This is a genomic window from Streptomyces sp. NPDC001108 (assembly GCF_053598535.1).
This window is the reverse complement of sequence record NZ_JBSFKL010000007.1, coordinates 317,189-334,964: the sequence shown is the minus strand read 5'-3', so window position 1 is coordinate 334,964 and position 17,776 is coordinate 317,189. Positions and strand designations below refer to the sequence as shown.

Genomic DNA, 17,776 nt, shown 5'->3' with positions numbered 1-17,776 from the left:
GGAGACATCGCGTTACATGCACATTTCCTTCCTGCTCCACAACGCCTACGGGGTCGGGGGCACGATCCGTACGACGTTCAACCTCGCCGGGGAACTGGCCGGGCACCACGACGTCGAGATCGTCTCGGTCTTCCGCCACCGTGACGTGCCGGCGCTGGGGGCTCCCGAGGGGGTGCGCATGAGCCACCTCGTCGATCTCCGGAAGAAGAGCCCCGCGTACGACGGCGACGCCGCCGACTACGCTCGCCCGGCGGCCGTCTTCCCGCGCGGCGACAGCAGGTACCGGCAGTACAGCAGGCTGAGCGACGCACGGATCGCGGAGCATCTGCGCTCCCTGGAGGCGGACGTCGTGGTCGGTACCCGGCCGGGGCTCAACGTGCACATCACCCGGCAGGCCCGCCGCGGCCCGGTCCTGATCGGCCAGGAGCACCTCACCCTCGACAGCCACGGCTACCGGCTCCGCCGCGAGATCGGGCACCGGTACGCCCTGCTCGACGCGATCACCACCGTCACCGAGGCCGACGCCCGCGCCTACCGGGCCGGGTTCAGACTGCCCGGCGTACGGATCGAGGCCATCCCCAACAGCGTGCCCGCCCCGGCCGTCGCCCCGGCCGAGGGCGACCGCAAATGGGTGATCGCCGCGGGCCGGCTGCACAAGGTCAAGCGGTACGACCTGCTCGTGCGGGCCTTCGCCGACGTGGTCGCCGTCCGCCCGGACTGGCGGCTGCGCATCTACGGGGCCGGCGACGCCACCGGCGACGAACGGGGCACCCTGCTCGATCTCGTCGCCGAACTCGGCCTGCACGAGCACGTGCTCCTGATGGGCCCGGTCAACCCGCTGGAGGCCGAGTGGCCCAAGGGGTCGATCGCCGCCGTGACCTCGGACCGCGAGTCCTTCGGGATGACCATCGTCGAGGCGATGCGCTGCGGACTGCCGGTCGTCGCCACCGACTGCCCGCACGGACCCCGCGAAATCATCGACGACGGCACCGACGGCCGCCTGGTGCCCGTGGGGGACCGGGCCGCGGTCACCGACGCCCTGCTCGGCCTGATCCAGGACGACGAGGCGCGCCACCGCGCGGGGCGGGCCGCGCTGGCGGCCTCGCGGCGGTTCGACCCGGCGACGATCGCCGAACGCCACGAACGGCTCTTCACCGAACTCGCCTCACGCGGTCCGCGCGACCGCTCGCACGGCGCGCTGAGCACCTCCCTGCACCGTGCCCGGGGCACCGTACTCGACGGGGCGTACGCCCTGCGCTACAAGGCAGCCGCCGTGATCCGCAAGGGGAAGACCGCATGACCGCCACCACCGGGCGCCGGGCCCCCCGGGCCGACTGCGCCGTGACGTCCGACGGCCGGATCACCTTCGACCTCGACACCCACGGCGCCGGGCACGGCACCGCGCCCGAACTGCTGCTCCGGCTGCGCGGCGCCAAGGGGCCGGACGCCCGGACCGTACGGCTGCCGCTCGACCCGCTGGACGACGGGCGGCTGCGCGCCGTGCTGCCCGCGGACGCGGAGTACGCCGAGGGCCGCTGGGACGTCCACCTGCGGGGGCCGGACGCGGGCGACGACGGGGCGGTGGCCGTCGAGCCCGGGATCCGGGACCTGCGCCGGCTCGTCGACCCCGACCCCGCCCCGGGGGCCGGGCGCGTCGCGGTCCGCATCCCGTACCCGACGCTCGACGGCCGGCTCGCGGTCCGCTGCTGGCTGCGCGCACCGCACGCCGAGGCCGGGGCGGTGACCCTCGACGGGGCCGCGATGACCGTCCGGGGACGGCTCCACGGGGCGCGGCCGGGGGACGGCGCCCACGTCGAGGCCCGGCAGCCCGGGGCCGGGGGACGGGTGCTCAGGGTGCCGGCCGCCCCCGGCGACGAGGACGGCGCCTTCGCCTTCACGCTCCCGCTGGACCGGCTGGCCGACGGACCCGTCACCGCCCCGCAGTTCTGGACGCTCTGGCTGCTCCCCGGGGCGGCGGAGGGCGGGCCGGACGAGGGCGTACGGATCTCCCGCATCCTCGACGACATCTGGGACCGCAAGAAGATCCACGTCTACCCCGGCCGCAGCGCGGGCCCGGGTGTCCGGGCCACCCCCTGCTACACCACCGACAACGACCTCTGCGTACGGCTCGAACCGGAACCGGCCGCCTGAGCCCGCCCGGACGTGACCGGCTTGCGGACACCACCTGTCCGCAAGCCCTGGCAGACTCGCCCCATGCTGGAGACCTCGGCACGACTGCTGCGTCTGCTCTCACTGCTCCAGGCCCACCGCGAATGGTCCGGGCCCGATCTCGCCGACCGCCTCGGGGTCACCCCGAGGACGGTCCGGCGCGACGTCGACAAGCTGCGCGAACTGGGCTACCCGGTGCACGCCAGCCCGGGTACCGGCGGCGGCTACCAGCTCGGTGCCGGTGCCCGGCTGCCGCCGCTGCTCCTGGACGACGAGGAGGCCGTCGCCGTCGCGGTCGGTCTGCGCACCGCGGCGGGCCACGGCGTCGAGGGCATCGGCGAGACCTCCGTGCGGGCCCTGGGCAAGCTCGAACAGGTGCTGCCGGACCGGCTGAGACGCCGGGTGAACGCGCTGAACACCTTCACCGTGCCGATGCTGCGCGGGCCCGCCGGCCCGGTCGCCGACGCGGGCGTGCTGACCGAACTCGCCGGGGCCTGCCGGGACGCCGAACGGCTGCGCTTCGCGTACCGCGACCACCCCGGCTCCGTCTCCCGGCGCGCCGTCGAGCCGCACCGGCTGGTCTGCACCGAGCGGCGCTGGTACCTCGTCGCCTGGGACCTGGACCGGGCCGACTGGCGTACGTTCCGGGTGGACCGGATCACCCCCACCCCGCCGCACGGCCCGAGGTTCGTCCCCCGTGAGGGCCCCGCCGAGGATCTGGCCGCCTACGTCTCGAAGGGGGTCTCCATCGGGGCGTACCCGGACCGCGCGGTGATCCGGCTGAAGGCGGGGATCGACCGCGCCGCCGAGCGGATCTCGCCGTCGGCCGGAGTGCTGGAGGCGGTCGACGACGACACCTGCCTGCTGCATACCGGGGCGCACGGCGTGGAGGTGCTGATCATCCACGCGATGATGACGGGCTTCGACTTCGAGGTGGTCGAACCCCCGGAGCTGCGGGACGCGATCAGGGGGCTCCGGGACCGGCTCTCCCGGGCCCTGGACTGAGCGCTGCGCGGGCCGCCGCTTCGGTACGAAATATTGTGACCAAAGGATAAGGGTGCCATAAGGAAGCGTGAATTCCCGGCGACCCGGCCCTTTACGGAGGCCATTCGGACCGGAAATTCCCGGCACCCGGCACCGGGTATTCCGATCCGATTTCCGACCTTGTACGTGATCGTTCTCCCGCTTGTGTGATTACTGTGTGTCCGATGTCCGGGGAGGGTGTCCGTGCGGGGCGATCCGTACGGCAGGCGTGTCGTGATCCTGTGACACAAGCGTGACCGGCGGGGGATGCGGGGATGCCGGTCGGCGGGGGCGGCTCCGCTACCGTCGCCGGGCGAACCGGCCTACGGTGAAGAGCATGGCACCCATACCGACCCCGCCCGCCCAGCCCGACGACGCCCCCGGGCAGTACGTCGGCCTCGCCGCCGACGCCGCCGAGCGGCGCGCCCGCAGCCGTGGCTGGACCACCGTCAGATCCCTGCCGCCGGGGACGGTCGTCACGATGGAGTTCCGCAGCGGACGGATCAACTTCGAGGTCGACGGCGCCGTCGTCACCCGCTGCTGGCTCGGCTGAGAGGCGTTCGCCCCGGCACATGAGGAAGGCCCCGACCGGAGTCGGGGCCTTCTCGTCGTCCGGGGGGCGTACCGGCCCCGGGCGCGGGGGCTCAGCCGCCGGCCACCGGCCGGGCCGGGGCGGTGCCGCCGCGCGGTGTGCGGTCCGCGTGCGGCGGGCGGCGGCTGCCCGCCGGGGTGACCGGAGGCCGTTCCGAGCGCGCCAGATGCGGCGCGTGCGCCCGAGGGCGTCCGCCCGCGCCGCCCGTGGCCACCGGCTCCGGCGCCAGGCTCCGTACGGGGATCTCGCCGCCGTCCTGCTGCGGCAGCGGCACAGCGGTCCGGGGGCCGCCGACCGTGACCGGCGCCGCGGGGGCGGGGGCAGGGGAGGGGCGGCCCAGCCCCAGGAGCTCGCGCTGGGTGAAGATCCAGGCCTCGGCCCGGGTGATCAGCGGCTCCACCCAGGGCAGCCCCAGCATGATCAGCAGCCCGGCGGCCCAGCCCAGCAGGACGTCGCTCAGCCAGTGCGTACCGAGATAGACGGTGGTGAGGCCGACGCCGAGCGAGACGATGGCCGACATCGCCGAGAGATACCGCCGGGCCCTCGGCGTGGTGGCCAGATAAGCGAGGATTCCCCAGGTCACCACCGCGTTCGCGGTGTGCCCGGAGGGAAATATGTCGCCGCCGGCGAAGAGCTCGGCGGAGCCGATCTGGGTCGCGTAGTGCGGACCGAGGCGCCCCAGGCCGATCTTCACCGCGCCGACCGTCACATTGAGCAGCAGCAGCGCGGCGGCCAGCGTCAGCAGCGGCCGCAGCGTGTGCTGCCGCCAGGAGCGCCAGCCGAGCCAGCAGGCGACCATCGTGGCGGTGGGCCCGCGCTGGCCGAGCACGACGTAGTAGTCGAGGAACGCGTGGATCTCCGGCCACTGCTGGTACGGCCGGAACAGCATGACCTTCCAGTCCAGGGTCACCAGCCAGGACGAGACCAGCACGGCCACGACGATGGCGACATAGAACGCCAGCGTCCCGCCGAAGAGGGCGATGCGGTGACGGCTCATCCGCGGCGGCTCTATCTTCGGCGGCTCCGGCTCCCGGTCCAGCCGGGCAAAGATGTCGGTACGCACCCAATCGACGTTACAGCGAGTGAGTGCAGGACCAGGGCGTTCCGGTCTCTTCGTGATGACGATGTGATGTGGAGTATGTCTCAGTGAGGTCTTTATTCCTGACCCGCAAACGGTCCCCGGCAGGGGATGGCGCTATTGATTTCGCACGCATTTCGGAAGGGTGTTTGGCCGCGTGCAGAAAAGCGCAGGAGGTGCCGGTATGAATTTATCCGGCCCTTCGGGGCGGTGGAACGGAACGTGCCGGTCCGGTCACCCGCCGCTCCCGGCGCGGGCCCGGCGGACGCTCCGCGCGGGCGGCCGAGTACCGTCCTGTGCCGGGCGCCGGGGGCGTCCTCGCAGGTCCCGGCGTGGCCCATGCCACATCTCCGGGCCGGAACGGGTATGAGATGGACCACGTGTGGGGGGTCCGAACTCGCGTACGCTGACGGATCACTCGCCCGCCGATGCCGGGCCGTGAGGGGCGGCGAACGGCCGCGCTCCCGGATGGCCCGCCGCGCGCGAGGGACCTTTGGAGGTACATGCATGACCGGGACGACCAGAGCCCGATTCCGGCTGCGCCCGGCGGCCGACGGTGCCCATCGATGGGTCGTCCTCGTCGTCCTCTGCCTCAGCCTCCTGCTGGTGGCGCTCGACTCGACCGTGCTCCACGTCGCCGTACCCGCCGTCACCGAGGACCTCCGGCCGAACGCGGCCGCCCTGCTCTGGATCGTCGACGCCTATCCGCTGGTCTGCGCCTCGCTCCTGGTCCTCTTCGGCACCCTCGGCGACCGGGTCGGCCGCCGCCGGGTGCTGCTGCTCGGCTACGCGCTCTTCGGGGCCGCCTCCGCGCTCGCCGCGATGGCGGACAGCCCCGCCGTCCTCATCGCGGCACGAGCCCTGCTCGGGGTCGGCGGCGCGATGATCATGCCCGCGACGCTGTCGATCCTCCGCCAGGTCTTCCCCGACCGGCGCGAACGGGCGGTGGCGATCGGCGTCTGGAGCGCGGTCGCGGCGGTGGGCGCCGCCGCCGGCCCCGTCGTCGGGGGCTTCCTCGTCGAGCACTTCTGGTGGGGCTCGGTCTTCCTGATCAACGTTCCGCTGATGGCGCTGGTCCTGCCGGTCGGGCGGCTGCTCCTGCCCGAGTCGCGCGGCAGCCACGACGGCCCCTGGGACGTGCTGGGCGCGCTGATGGCGGCGGCCGGGGTGCTCGGGGTGGTCCTCGGGGTGAAGCGGGTGGGTACCGGCGAGGGGGCGCTGACCCTGGCCGCGCTCGTCCCGCTGCTGGTCGGTGCGGTGCTGCTCGTGGTGTTCGTACGCCGTCAGAAGCGGCGCGCGAATCCGCTCATCGACATCGGGCTGTTCACCCGGCCCGCCTTCTCCACCGCGGTGGGCTGCATCGTCATCGCCATGCTGGCGCTGGTCGGCCTGGAGCTCATCGCCGTGCAGTACCTCCAGCTCGTCCTCGGCCTGAGCCCGCTGGAGACCGGCCTGCGACTGCTGCCGCTCACCTTCGCCGCGATGGCCGCGGGCGCCACCGGCTCGTACACCCTGCGTCTCGTCGGCCCGCGCCGGATGGTCGGCTGGGGCTTCGTGATCACCGCCGTCTCGGTGCTGGTGCTGACCGCGATGGGCCAGCACGACCGGCCCCTCCTGCTCGCGGTGGCCTTCGTCTTCCTCGGCTTCGGGCTCCAGACCACCCTCTTCGGGGCGTACGAGTCCATGCTCAGCGAGGCCCCCGCCGACCGGGCGGGCGGAGCGGCGGCGATCGGCGAGACCTCGTACCAGTTGGGCGCGGGGATGGGGATAGCCCTGCTCGGCAGTGTCATGAACGCCGCCTACGCGCCCGGCCTCTCGAAGCTCGCCGACGACGGTGTCCCGGCCGGGGCCCGGGGCGCGGCCGCCCACTCGCTGGGCGAGGCCTACCAGGTGGCGGACCGGCTGGGCGGGCCGCTGGGTACGGTGCTGCGCTCCACCGCCCGTACCTCCTTCGTCACGGGCCTCCATGTCACGCTGCTGGTCAGCGCCGCCCTGCTGCTGGCCGGGGCGTTCGCCGCGCTGCGGCTGCCGAGGCGGATGGACTCCCCGCCGGTGCCCGGGGGGACGGAGGAGCCGGCCGGTGCGAAGACGGCGTGCGAGGGGCGCGAAACCCCGTCCGAGAGCCCCGGCACCGACCGCCCGCAGCGCTCCCTGCCGCGCCCCCGCCAGGGTCGACCCGCCGGGGCGACCGGCCCTGGACGGGCGGCGCACTGAGCCGTAACGTCGGGGCGAGTTCGTAACTACCACTGCTAGTTTCAGCGTCGCGCGAGCCGCCGGAGGCAGTCGCATGTCCACCACCGAGCCCTCGAAGCTCCCCCCTTTCGACCCCGCCGACCCGCTCGGCATCGACGATCTGCTCGGCGCGGAGGACCTCGCGATCCGCGACACCGTCCGGGGCTGGGCAGCCGACCGGGTCCTGCCGCACATCGCCGAGTGGTACGAGAACGGCGAACTGCCCGGCATCCGCGAACTGGCCCGCGAGCTGGGCTCGCTCGGCGCGCTCGGGATGTCCCTCCAGGGGTACGGCTGCGCGGGCGCCACCGCCGTCCAGTACGGGCTGGCCTGCCTGGAGCTGGAGGCCGCCGACTCGGGGATCCGCTCCCTGGTCTCCGTACAGGGCTCGCTCGCCATGTACGCCATCCACCGCTACGGCTCCGAGGAGCAGCGGCAGCGCTGGCTTCCGGGCATGGCGGCCGGTGAGATCATCGGCTGCTTCGGGCTCACCGAGCCGGACCACGGCTCCGACCCGGCCGGGATGCGGACCCGTGCCCGGCGCGACGGCGGGGACTGGGTGCTCGACGGCCGCAAGATGTGGATCACCAACGGCTCGGTCGCCGGGGTCGCGGTGGTCTGGGCGCAGACCGACGAGGGGATCCGCGGCTTCGCCGTACCGACCGACACCCCAGGCTTCTCGGCGCCGGAGATCAAGCACAAGTGGTCCCTGCGCGCCTCGGTCACCAGCGAGCTGGTCCTCGACGGGGTGCGGCTGCCCGCCGACGCGGTGCTCCCGGGCGTCACCGGTCTGCGCGGTCCGCTCGGCTGCCTCAGCCACGCCCGGTACGGAATCGTCTGGGGCGCCATGGGCGCGGCCCGGGCCAGCTTCGAGGCGGCGGTGGACTACGCGCGCACCAGGGAGCAGTTCGGCCGGCCGATCGGGGGCTTCCAGCTCACCCAGGCCAAGCTCGCGGACATGGCCGTCGAGCTGCACAAGGGCATCCTCCTCGCCCACCACCTGGGGCGGCGGATGGACGCCGGCAGGCTCCGCCCGGAGCAGGTCAGCTTCGGGAAGCTCAACAACGTGCGGGAGGCGATCGAGATCTGCCGTACCGCGCGCACGGTCCTCGGCGCCAACGGGATCTCGCTGGAGTACCCCGTGATGCGCCATGCGACGAATCTGGAGTCGGTGCTCACGTACGAGGGGACCGTGGAGATGCACCAGCTGGTGCTGGGCAAGGCGCTCACCGGCCTGGACGCCTTCCGGTAGGAAGCGGCGCCCCGTCCGCCCCGGGCCGTCCGGCGAGCACCCTGCTCAGCTCTGGTTGAAGAAGCCGTCGGCCGGGCGGCCGGCGGTCTCGGTGACGATCTGGGTGTCGGCCGGGGTCAGCAGGAAGACCCGGGTGGCCACGCGCTCGATCGAACCGCGCAGCCCGAAGATCAGTCCGGCGGCGAAGTCGACGACCCGCTTCGCGTCCGTGGGGTCCATGGTCGTGAGGTTGACGATCACGGGAACGCCGTCCCGGAACAGCTCACCGATGGCCCGCGCGTCCCGGAAGCTCTCCGGGGTGACGGTGGCGATCCGACGGTCCGTCTCCTCGGCGGCCTCCGCCGCGACCTGGACCCGGGGATCCGTCACCCACGCCGGGCCGGTCCCGGTCTGCGCGCCCTCGGCGTACTCGTCGTCGTAGTACCGCTCGTCGTTGTCCTCCACGAGGCCCAGCCAGGCACTTGCCTTGCGCACCGATCCCATGGACGCCTCCTCTCACCGCGGTTCCGTGATGTTCCGCATCTCTTTCGTCTCCCTATGGTCGTCCATGATGCGGATCGTGCGCCAAGTGGATAGTCGGCGCGCAGGGGTTTCGTGACGGTACTGGTGCAGAAGATCTGTCGATTCGTCAGGGTTTCTCCCGCATCGGGAGTCCGAAGGAAAGAAAATATGACGCTTCGGGCCGGACGGGTGATGCCGGGGGCGTACGGGTGGGGGAACGCTCGAATACGATGCCTGTCGCCCGGGCGCACGAGCCCGGCGTACAGGTGAACGACTCCCGGGGGAACGTCGTGTTCGGAATCGTCAGGCCCTGCACCCATCGCTTGTCCGAAGGGCTCAGGACCGAGTGGATGGCACACCTCTGCGGGCTCTGTCTCGCTCTCCGCTCCGACCACGGCCAGTTCGCCCGGATCGTGACGAACTACGACGGGCTGATCGTCTCCGTCCTGACGGAGGCCCAGTCCGAGCGCACCACCGGCTGGCGGCGTACGGCGGGCCCCTGCCCGCTGCGCGCCATGCGCACCGCCCCGGTCGCCCGGGGCGAGGGGGCCCGGCTGGCCGCCGCCGTCTCCCTGGTGCTCGCCTCGGCGAAGGTCCGGGACCATGTCGCGGACGGGGACGGCCTGCTGAGGCGCCGTCCGGTCGCGGCCGCCGCCCGCCGGGTCGCCGCGGGCTGGGACCGCGCCGGTGCCCGCGCCGGCGCCCGGCTCGGCTTCGACACGGCGCTGCTGGTGGACGCCGTCGACCGGCAGACCGGCATCGAGCTGGCCGCCGGCCCCGGCACCCCGCTGCTCACCGTCACCGAGCCCACCGAGACCGCCACCGCGGCCGCCTTCGCCCACACCGCGGTACTCGCCGGGAGGCCGGGGAACGCCGTCCCGCTCGCCGAGGCGGGGCGCCTCTTCGGCCGCCTGGCCCATCTGCTGGACGCCGTGGAGGACCAGGCGGCCGACGCCGCGTCCGGCGCCTGGAACCCGCTCACCGCGACCGGCACCTCGCGCGCCGAGGCGCGACGGCTCTGCGACGACGCCGTGCACGGGGTGCGCCTGGCGCTGCGCGACGCCGAGTTCACCGACGGAAAGCTGGTCCACGTCCTGCTCGCGCACGAGCTGCGCCGGTCGGTGGACCGGGCCTTCGGCGCCGAGGCGTGCTCGCACCGGGCGGGCGGGGTGCTCCTGGACGGGACCGGCGCGCCGGTGGGGGGCCGGCCGGACGGCTCCTTCGGGCCGCCGCCGGGCAACCCGTACGCGCCCGGCGGACCCGTGAGCCCGCCGCAGCCCCCGCCGGAGCCGCCGCGCGACCGGCGCGGTCTGGTCGCCGGATGCCTGGTCTGGGCGGGGCTGGCCTGCACCTGCCAGATGTGCTGCGGCACGTTCGAGGACCCGTGGACCCGTCAGCGCCGCGAGGGCCTCTGCAGCCAATGCGACTGCGGGGACTGCTGCGAGGGATGCGACTGCTGCTGCAACTGCGGTGAGTGCTGCGACGGATGCGACTGCTGCGACTGTGGCTGCGACTGCGGTTGACGGAGCCGGACCGGACGGTAGGACAGGGCGCGGCGAGGGGAGGGGGAAGCTGCGTCGTGTGCCGAAGGCACGGGGGGAGCGGCACCCGGATGCCGTACGGGGCCCGGGGCCGGGAGGCGCGAAGGCGCGGGGGGTCGGCTCAACAGGAGGCGGACCACACGCGACCGAAGTCGATGTGGGAGCGTTTGACCAGCCGCTGCTGCGCATGCATGGACCCAGTGGAACAGGCATCCGACGAGCCGTCAACCACGCCTGGTCGAGGGGACCACAGTGTGGACGGGCGTTGACAACCCCCCGTCGTCGGCGCTTGTCTCGGAGCCGGACCGGCGCTGAGGGGCCCGGTCCGCGTTGTGTGACGGCCGAAGGCACCCCGTGTCCGATCTCTGCATCCACGGAGCCTTCCCATGCCCGCGCACACCCCTGCCCCCACCCGTCCCGCGCGCCTCCCGGCCGGTGCCCGGTGAGCGGGACACCGGCACTCGTCGTCATAGGCGCCGGACCGAGCGGTACCGGACTGATCGAGCGCATCGCCGCCAACGCCCCCGACCTGTACGGCGACCAGCCGCTGACCATCCACCTCGTCGACCCGCACCCGCCCGGCGGCGGACGGATCTGGCGGCACGGCCAGTCGCCGCTGCTCTGGATGAACTCCCGGGCCGAGGACGTCACCATGTTCACGGACGACACGGTCCGCATGGCGGGGCCGGTCCGCCCCGGGCCCGCGCTGCACACCTGGGCCGCCGACGTCCGGAGCGGCCGCGCGGAGCTGCCGGACGGGGCGCGGGCCGACACCGGCCTCCGCGACGGGATCGGCACCCTGGCGGACGACGGCTTCCCGGGCCGACGGGTGCAGGGCGCCTATCTGCGCTGGGTGTACGAACGGGCCGTGGCCGCCCTCCCGCGGCGCGTCACCGTCCACTGGCACCGGGGCAGCGCGGTCCGGGTCTCCGGTTCGCGCGAGGGGCGCCAGCGGGTCTGGCTGGCCGGGCACGGCACCCCGCTGCTCGCCGACGCCGTCGTCCTCGCCGTAGGCCATCTGGAGGCCGAACCTGAGCCGGAGCACCTGGAGTTGGCCGATTTCGCGCGGCGGCACGGGCTTCTCCACCTGCCGCCCGACTTCACCGCCGACACCGACCTGGACGCGGTGCCCGCCGGCGAACCGGTCCTCGTCCGCGGCTTCGGACTCGCCTTCGTCGACCTGATGGTGCTGCTCACCGAGGGGCGCGGTGGACGCCATGCGGACGGCGCGTACCTGCCGTCCGGCCGGGAACCGGTGCTGTACGTCGGATCGCGCCGGGGCGTCCCGTACCACTCCAAGCTCGGGTACGGCTGGCACGGCGAGAGGCCGCCGCTGCCGCGCTTCTTCGGCCCGGACCGGATCGAGGCGCTGCTGAAGGCGGACGGGCCGCTCGACTTCCGGCGCGATGTGTGGCCGCATATCGACAAAGAGCTCGGACACGCCCACTACCACCGGCTCTTCACCGCCCACCCCGAACGCACCACGGGCCGCCGGAAGGACTTCGAGGAGCGGTACGCCGCCGCCGAACCGGGCGGGGCCGAACTGGCCGCACTCGTCGCCGCCGCCGTCCCCGACCCCGCCGACCGGCTCGACCTCGGCGCGCTCGACCGCCCGCTGCGCGGTGTGCGCCACCCGTCCCACGAGGCCCTCCAGAAGGCGATGCGCGGCTACGTCGCCGCCGACCTGGCGCGCCGTCACGACCCCGCGCACAGCGCGGACCTCGCGGTCTTCCTCGGACTGCTCTCCGTCCACGGGCAGCTGACCCGCCTCGGCGACGTCGGGGACTGGTGGCCCGGGTTCTTCGGCTTCCTCGCCTCCGGCCCGCCCGGACCCCGGCTGCACCAGCTCCTCGCGCTCTCCCGGGCCGGAATCGTACGGTTCCTGGGCGCCGGGACGACCGTCGCCGCCGACGAACGGCGCGGCCTCTTCCTGGCGGGCTCCACCACCGTCCCCGGCCCGCGGACGGCGGCCCGCACCCTGATCGAGGCCCGTCTGCCCGGCCCCGCCCTGGAACGCACCCGCAGCCCACTGCTCCAGGAGCTGTACGCCGAGGGGGCCGCCGTCACCGCCGGCGGACTGCTCGCGGTCGACCCCGACACCGGCCACGTGCTGTGGAGCGACGGCCGGCCGCACCGGCGCCGCTTCGCCCTCGGCCCGTACACCAGCGCCCGTACCGGCGCGGTCTTCACCCGGCCGCGCACCGGCGGACCGGCCTTCCGGCAGAACGACGCGACCGCCCGCGCGGCACTCACCCTCCTGAGGGACCTCGCCTGAGGCGAGCCACGCCACCACCGCACGGCCCGGGGCCCGAAACGCCCCGGGCCGCGTTCCCCCGACCCCGAGAGGTACGTCCATGCCCCCGACCGCGCCCCTGCACCTCGCCGCCGAGATCGGCGGCCCGCCCCGCTACGACCCGGCGCACTACACCGGCCTCGCCCGGCTCGCCGAGCGCGGCGCCCTCGACTTCGTCACGCTCGGCGACTCCTTCGCCCGGCCGGGCCCCGACGCGCTCGCCGTACTCGCCCGGGTCGCCCCCGCCACCCGCCGGATCGGGCTGGTGCCCACCGTCACCACCACCCACACCGAGCCCTTCCACGTGTCGTCCGCCGTGGCCACCCTGGACTGGGTGAGCCGGGGCCGGGCCGGCTGGCAGGCGGACGTGTCGGCGACGGAGGCCGAGGCCCGGCTGTTCGGCCGCCGCCCGGCGGCGCCCGCCGAGGAGCTGTGGCGCGAGGCGGGGGAGTGCGCCGACGTCGGCGCCCGGCTCTGGGACAGCTGGGAGGACGGCGCCGAGATCCGGTCCGTCGCCACCGGCCGCTTCATCGACCGGGACAAGGTCCACCACATCGATTTCGAGGGCGAGTTCTTCTCCGTCCGGGGTCCGGCGATCGTCCCCCGGCCCCCGCAGGGCCGCCCGGTGACCGTGGTCGACGCGACGGGCGGCCCGGCCCGGGGGACCGCGGCCCGCCACGCCGACGTGGCCCTGGTCCGGGCCACCACCCCCGAACGGGCGGCCGAGGCGCGCGCCGAACTGCGCCGCCGCGCCGCCGCGTACGGACGCGACCCCGGAACGCTCCGGGTCCTGGTCGCGCTCACCGTCGACCTGGGCGACGCCGAGAGCGCCCGGGAGCCCGGTCTGGCGAGCGGCCCGCCGCTGGCCGCGGGCGGTTCGTACTACCGGGGCGGCCCGGTGGACCTCGCCGAACTGATCACCCGGTGGCACCGCGCCGAAGCGGCCGACGGCTTCCACCTCACCCCCATCACCCCCGGCCGCGACCTCGAACGGATCGTCAACGGCACCGTGGCCCTGCTCCAGCACCGCGGCCTCTTCCGCACCTTCTATCCCGGCGGCACCCTGCGCGAGCACCTCGGGCTGGCCCGCCCCGCCAACCGGTACGCCACCCGAGGAGACCGGGCATGACCACCGCGCCCCCGCAGATGCATCTCGCCGCCCACTTCCCGGGCGTCAACAACACCACCGTCTGGTCGGACCCCCGCGCCGGGAGCCAGATCGAGTTCGCCTCCTTCGAGCACCTGGCCCGCACCGCGGAACGGGGCACGTTCGACTTCTTCTTCCTCGCCGAGGGACTGCGGCTGCGCGAGCACAAGGGGCGCGTCCACGACCTGGACGTGGTCGGCCGCCCCGACTCCCTCACCGTGCTCTCGGCGCTGGCGGCCGTCACCGACCGGATCGGCCTCGCCGCCACCCTCAACGCCACCTTCAACGAGCCCTACGAACTGGCCCGCCGCCTCGCCACCCTCGACCACCTCAGCGAGGGCCGGGCCGCCTGGAACGTGGTCACCTCGCCGGACGCCTTCACCGGCGAGAACTTCCGGCGCGGCGGCTACCTCGACCCGGCCGACCGGTACGGCCGGGCCGCCGAGTTCGTGGCCACCGCCCGGGAGCTGTGGGACAGCTGGACCCCCGAGGGCACCCCGCGCCCGTTCCGCCACCACGGACGGCACTTCGCCGTCGAGGGCGAGTTCACCGTGCCCCGCTCCCCGCAGGGCCGCCCGGTCGTGATCCAGGCCGGGGACTCCCCGGAGGGCCGGGAGTTCGCCGCGTCCGCCGCCGACGTCGTCTTCACCCGTCACGGCACCCTGGAGGAGGGCCGCGCCTTCTACGCCGACGTCAAGGCACGGCTGGCGAAGTACGGCCGGTCGCCGGACGAGCTGAAGATCATGCCCGGGGTCACCTTCGTGGTCGGCGACAGCGACGCCGACGCCCAGGAGGAGGCGGCCGAGATCCGCCGCCTCCAGGTCTCCCCGCAGAACGCGATGCTGGCCCTGGAACAGGTCTGGGGCCGCGACCTCTCCGCCTACGACCCCGACGGGCCGCTGCCGGACATCGACCCGGATCCCACGGCCGCGCTCGCCCGGGGCAGGGTCAGGCACGGCGACCCGCTCGTCGTCGCGGCGCGCTGGCGGGCGCTGGCCGAGGAGAAGGGGCTGTCGATCCGGCAGACCGTCATCGAGACGACGAGCCGTCAGTCCTTCGTCGGCAGCCCGCGCACCGTCGCCGAACAGCTCGTCCGGTTCGTCGCCGCCGGGGCCGCCGACGGATTCATCCTCGTCCCCCACCTCACCCCCGGCGGCCTGGACGGATTCGTCGACCGGGTCGTCCCGCTCCTGCGGGAGCGCGGGGCCTTCCGCGCCGCGTACACCGGCCCCACGCTGCGGTCGCACCTGCGACTCGCCGAGCCGGTGTGGAAGGGTTGACCCCATGAGCACGGACGCACCGCAGCCGCACGGAGCCGAGCAGGCGGCACAGGACTGGAAGCACTGGCACGAGGAGCGCACCGTCACGGTCGCCGGCCCCTACGGACCCCTCTCCCTCACCGGCACCCACTGGCTCTCCGACCACCCGGAGGGCCGCATCCCCGGGGTACCCGGACAGTGGCGGGAGGACGACGGGGCGGTCCTGCTCAGCGCCTCGGCCGAGGACGGGCTGACCGTCGACGGCGAACCCTTCACCGGCCGGGCCCGCCTCACCGCCGACCGGGGCCCGATCGAGACCTCCCGCGTCGCCCACGGCCACCGCCGGCTGGTCGTACTGAGCCGGGAAGGGCTCTGGGCGGTACGCGACTTCGACCCGGACGCCCCCGCGCGGCGCGCCTTCCGGGCCATCGAGGCCACCCCGTACGACCCGCGCTGGGTGTTCCCGGGCACCTTCCGCCCGTACGAGGACGCCCGCACGGTCCGGGTCGAGAACGCCGACGGGGTGGAGCGCGGTCTCGGGCTCGCCGGGGAGGTCGCCTTCGAGGCGGACGGCGCGGAGCACACGCTGCGGGTCGCGGTCGAGCCGGACGGATCGCTCTGGGCCGTCTTCGCCGACGCCACCAGCGGGAACACCAGCTACCGCTTCCGCTTCCTGCGGCCCGCGGCGCCCGCCGGGGACGGCGGCGTGACGGTCGACCTCAACCGGGCGATGCTGCCGCCGTGCGCCTTCGCGGACCACTTCATCTGCCCCTTCCCGCCGCCCGGCAACACCCTCTCCCTGGCCGTCGAGGCCGGTGAGCGCAACCGCGTCGACGGCTGACCGCTCGTCACGGGAATTCGGAACGACGGCCCCCGGCGCCCACCTGCGCGGCGGGGGTCGTTCGCCGTCCGAAGGGCGGCCCGGGGCCAACGGGCCCTCTTGCGTGACAAGTTGACGCCTTGAATACTCCCTCGCAGCGCTTGTCAGGAGCACGGCAGGCCCGCGCTGCGGGATCCCGCCGTGCCGACGACTGCGCCTCACGGGTCCGACCACCCCACGGGCGGACCCCCGACTTCCCCACGGGAGGATGAAAAGTGAGGATCAAGCGCACCGCCCCCCTCGGTTCCACCGCCGGACGCACCCGGGCCGTCGCCATCGCCGCGGGCCTCGTCGCCGTCGCCGCCCTGGCCGTCCCCAGCGCCCAGGCCGATTCCCCCACCACCTTCAGCGCCCAGCAGCTCTCCGCCGCGAGCGACGCCGTGCTCGGCGCCGACGTGGCGGGCACCGCCTGGAGCGTCGACCCGACGACCAAGAAGCTCGTGGTCACCGCCGACAGCACGGTCTCCCGGGCCGACATCGCGCGGATCAAGGAGCTCGCCGGTGCCAACGCGGGCGCCCTGAAGATCGAGCGCACGTCCGGCAAGATCAGAAAGCTGATCTCCGGCGGCGACGCGATCTACGCCCCCAGCTGGCGCTGCTCCCTCGGCTTCAACGTCCGCAGCGGCAGCACCTACTACTTCCTGACCGCCGGTCACTGCACCGACGGCAACCCGCCCTGGTACACCAACTCGTCGAGCTCGACCAGCATCGGCCCGACGGTCGGCTCCAGCTTCCCGACCAACGACTACGGCCTGGTCCGGTACGACAACTCCGCGGTCTCCCACGAGGGCACCGTCGGCAGCGTCGACATCACCGGCGCGGCCAACGCCACGGTCGGCATGTCGGTCACCCGCCGCGGCTCGACCACCGGCACCCACAGCGGCTCGGTCACGGGCCTCAACGCCACGGTCAACTACGGCAACGGCGACATCGTCTACGGCATGATCAAGACCAATGTCTGCGCGGAGCCCGGCGACTCCGGCGGCCCGCTCTACTCCGGCTCCAACGCGATCGGCCTCACCTCGGGCGGCAGCGGCAACTGCTCCTCGGGCGGAACCACGTACTTCCAGCCGGTCACCGAGGCGCTGAGCGCCTACGGGGTCAGCATCTACTGACACCCCGGCACCTCCGGTTCCACCCCGTCGAACAGGCGGCCGACCACACGCGGAGCCCTCGTCCGAATGCCGGGCGGGGGCTCCCGCTCGCACCGCGGCATTTGGCATGATGTGGGGCAGGTCGGTCACGCTGGAGCAACGGGGGCGGGCGGTCGCCGTACGGAGACGTCCTCCGGGCCCCCGGCAGAAACCTCAGGGGGTTCGGGTCCGTGAATCGCATCGGAGTGACCGGTCATCGCACCATCCCGGAAGAGGCCCGGGCCCATGTGCTCGCGGGGCTGAGAGCGGCGCTCTGCGGTCTGGAGGGATCCCTGGAGGCGCTCTCCAGCCTGGCGGTGGGGGCCGATCAGCTCTTCGCCGATCTGGCCCTGGCCCGTGGCGCGGACCTCACCGTGGTCATCCCGAGCGGCGACTACGAGGCCTGCTTCGCCGACGAGGCCGAACTCGCCCGCTACCGGGCCCTCAAGGGCCGGGCCGCCCGGGAGGTGCGCCTCGGCTACCCGCACTCCACCGACGAGGCGTACTACGCGGCGGGCACCTACATCGCCGACCACTGCGACCGCCTCCTGGCGGTCTGGGACGGCCGGCCCGCCCGCGGTCTCGGCGGCACGGGCGACATCGTGACGTACGCCCGGAGCCTGGGCCGCCCGGTCACGATCATCTGGCGCGAGGGCGTCGAGCGCGACTGAGGGTC

The 17,776-nt window shown here is 74.0% G+C and carries 15 protein-coding genes; 13 read left to right on the top strand and 2 right to left on the bottom strand.

The window, feature by feature from the left end:
* Positions 1–16 precede the first annotated feature (16 nt).
* The 4 genes from ACWC97_RS18765 (at position 17) to ACWC97_RS18750 (ending at position 3,745) form a co-directional block, all read left to right on the top strand.
* The gene (locus ACWC97_RS18765; RefSeq protein WP_352279324.1) at positions 17–1,300 is read left to right on the top strand and encodes a glycosyltransferase family 4 protein; all 1,284 of its coding nucleotides are present in this window, start codon (positions 17–19) and stop codon (positions 1,298–1,300) included.
* Entirely contained in the window at positions 1,297–2,151 is an 855-nt protein-coding gene (locus tag ACWC97_RS18760; RefSeq protein WP_450650345.1) for a transferase, read from the top strand. The genes ACWC97_RS18765 and ACWC97_RS18760 overlap by 4 nt, the downstream gene beginning before the upstream one ends.
* Before the next feature lie 63 nt (positions 2,152–2,214).
* The gene (locus ACWC97_RS18755; RefSeq protein WP_352279320.1) at positions 2,215–3,174 is read left to right on the top strand and encodes a helix-turn-helix transcriptional regulator; all 960 of its coding nucleotides are present in this window, start codon (positions 2,215–2,217) and stop codon (positions 3,172–3,174) included.
* A gap of 355 nt (positions 3,175–3,529) precedes the next feature.
* Entirely contained in the window at positions 3,530–3,745 is a 216-nt protein-coding gene (locus ACWC97_RS18750) for an I78 family peptidase inhibitor (RefSeq protein ID WP_352279318.1), read from the top strand.
* Positions 3,746–3,836: 91 nt separating this feature from the next.
* On the opposite strand, the gene ACWC97_RS18745 is transcribed toward ACWC97_RS18750, so the two are convergent.
* On the bottom strand, positions 3,837–4,847 hold the full coding sequence (locus ACWC97_RS18745; RefSeq protein WP_450650342.1) for a phosphatase PAP2 family protein: 1,011 nt from the start codon (positions 4,845–4,847) through the stop codon (positions 3,837–3,839).
* Positions 4,848–5,369: 522 nt separating this feature from the next.
* On the opposite strand from ACWC97_RS18745, the gene ACWC97_RS18740 reads away from it, so the two are divergent.
* Entirely contained in the window at positions 5,370–7,076 is a 1,707-nt protein-coding gene (locus tag ACWC97_RS18740) for an MFS transporter (protein ID WP_352279314.1), read from the top strand.
* Positions 7,077–7,149: 73 nt separating this feature from the next.
* On the top strand, positions 7,150–8,346 hold the full coding sequence (locus tag ACWC97_RS18735; protein WP_352279312.1) for an acyl-CoA dehydrogenase family protein: 1,197 nt from the start codon (positions 7,150–7,152) through the stop codon (positions 8,344–8,346).
* Between the two features lie 45 nt (positions 8,347–8,391).
* Here the strand turns inward: ACWC97_RS18735 and ACWC97_RS18730 are convergent, their stop codons facing one another.
* On the bottom strand, positions 8,392–8,829 hold the full coding sequence (locus ACWC97_RS18730; RefSeq protein ID WP_352279311.1) for a cell division protein SepF: 438 nt from the start codon (positions 8,827–8,829) through the stop codon (positions 8,392–8,394).
* Between the two features lie 308 nt (positions 8,830–9,137).
* On the opposite strand from ACWC97_RS18730, the gene ACWC97_RS18725 reads away from it, so the two are divergent.
* The 7 genes from ACWC97_RS18725 (at position 9,138) to ACWC97_RS18695 (ending at position 17,771) form a co-directional block, all read left to right on the top strand.
* Positions 9,138–10,370 (top strand): DUF5685 family protein, encoded by a 1,233-nt coding sequence (locus ACWC97_RS18725; protein WP_450650396.1) that lies wholly within the window; start codon positions 9,138–9,140, stop codon positions 10,368–10,370.
* Between the two features lie 460 nt (positions 10,371–10,830).
* The gene (locus ACWC97_RS18720; protein WP_450650339.1) at positions 10,831–12,663 is read left to right on the top strand and encodes an FAD/NAD(P)-binding protein; all 1,833 of its coding nucleotides are present in this window, start codon (positions 10,831–10,833) and stop codon (positions 12,661–12,663) included.
* 79 nt (positions 12,664–12,742) lie between these two features.
* A complete protein-coding gene (locus ACWC97_RS18715; protein WP_450650337.1) occupies positions 12,743–13,810 on the top strand; it encodes an LLM class flavin-dependent oxidoreductase in 1,068 nt (355 codons plus the stop codon).
* The gene (locus tag ACWC97_RS18710) at positions 13,807–15,108 is read left to right on the top strand and encodes an NtaA/DmoA family FMN-dependent monooxygenase (protein ID WP_450650335.1); all 1,302 of its coding nucleotides are present in this window, start codon (positions 13,807–13,809) and stop codon (positions 15,106–15,108) included. The genes ACWC97_RS18715 and ACWC97_RS18710 overlap by 4 nt, the downstream gene beginning before the upstream one ends.
* 4 nt (positions 15,109–15,112) lie before the next feature.
* Positions 15,113–15,928, top strand: a complete 816-nt coding sequence (locus ACWC97_RS18705) for a DUF1684 domain-containing protein (RefSeq protein WP_352279305.1) — start codon at positions 15,113–15,115, stop codon at positions 15,926–15,928.
* Between the two features lie 254 nt (positions 15,929–16,182).
* Positions 16,183–17,082 carry a S1 family peptidase gene (locus tag ACWC97_RS18700; RefSeq protein WP_352279304.1) on the top strand — a complete coding sequence of 300 codons (900 nt, stop codon included), beginning with the start codon at positions 16,183–16,185 and terminating at the stop codon, positions 17,080–17,082.
* Between the two features lie 209 nt (positions 17,083–17,291).
* Complete coding sequence (locus ACWC97_RS18695; protein ID WP_352279303.1) at positions 17,292–17,771, top strand: hypothetical protein; 480 nt, start codon at positions 17,292–17,294, stop codon at positions 17,769–17,771.
* Positions 17,772–17,776 lie beyond the last annotated feature (5 nt).

Coding starts and splice junctions, on each gene's coding strand:
- ACWC97_RS18710 (WP_450650335.1), top strand. CDS start 13,807: ATGACCACCGCGCCCCCGCAGATGCATCTCGCCGCCCACTTCCCGGGC.
- ACWC97_RS18740 (WP_352279314.1), top strand. CDS start 5,370: ATGACCGGGACGACCAGAGCCCGATTCCGGCTGCGCCCGGCGGCCGAC.
- ACWC97_RS18750 (WP_352279318.1), top strand. CDS start 3,530: ATGGCACCCATACCGACCCCGCCCGCCCAGCCCGACGACGCCCCCGGG.
- ACWC97_RS18715 (WP_450650337.1), top strand. CDS start 12,743: ATGCCCCCGACCGCGCCCCTGCACCTCGCCGCCGAGATCGGCGGCCCG.
- ACWC97_RS18755 (WP_352279320.1), top strand. CDS start 2,215: ATGCTGGAGACCTCGGCACGACTGCTGCGTCTGCTCTCACTGCTCCAG.
- ACWC97_RS18765 (WP_352279324.1), top strand. CDS start 17: ATGCACATTTCCTTCCTGCTCCACAACGCCTACGGGGTCGGGGGCACG.
- ACWC97_RS18760 (WP_450650345.1), top strand. CDS start 1,297: ATGACCGCCACCACCGGGCGCCGGGCCCCCCGGGCCGACTGCGCCGTG.
- ACWC97_RS18730 (WP_352279311.1), bottom strand. CDS start 8,829: ATGGGATCGGTGCGCAAGGCAAGTGCCTGGCTGGGCCTCGTGGAGGAC.
- ACWC97_RS18735 (WP_352279312.1), top strand. CDS start 7,150: ATGTCCACCACCGAGCCCTCGAAGCTCCCCCCTTTCGACCCCGCCGAC.
- ACWC97_RS18705 (WP_352279305.1), top strand. CDS start 15,113: ATGAGCACGGACGCACCGCAGCCGCACGGAGCCGAGCAGGCGGCACAG.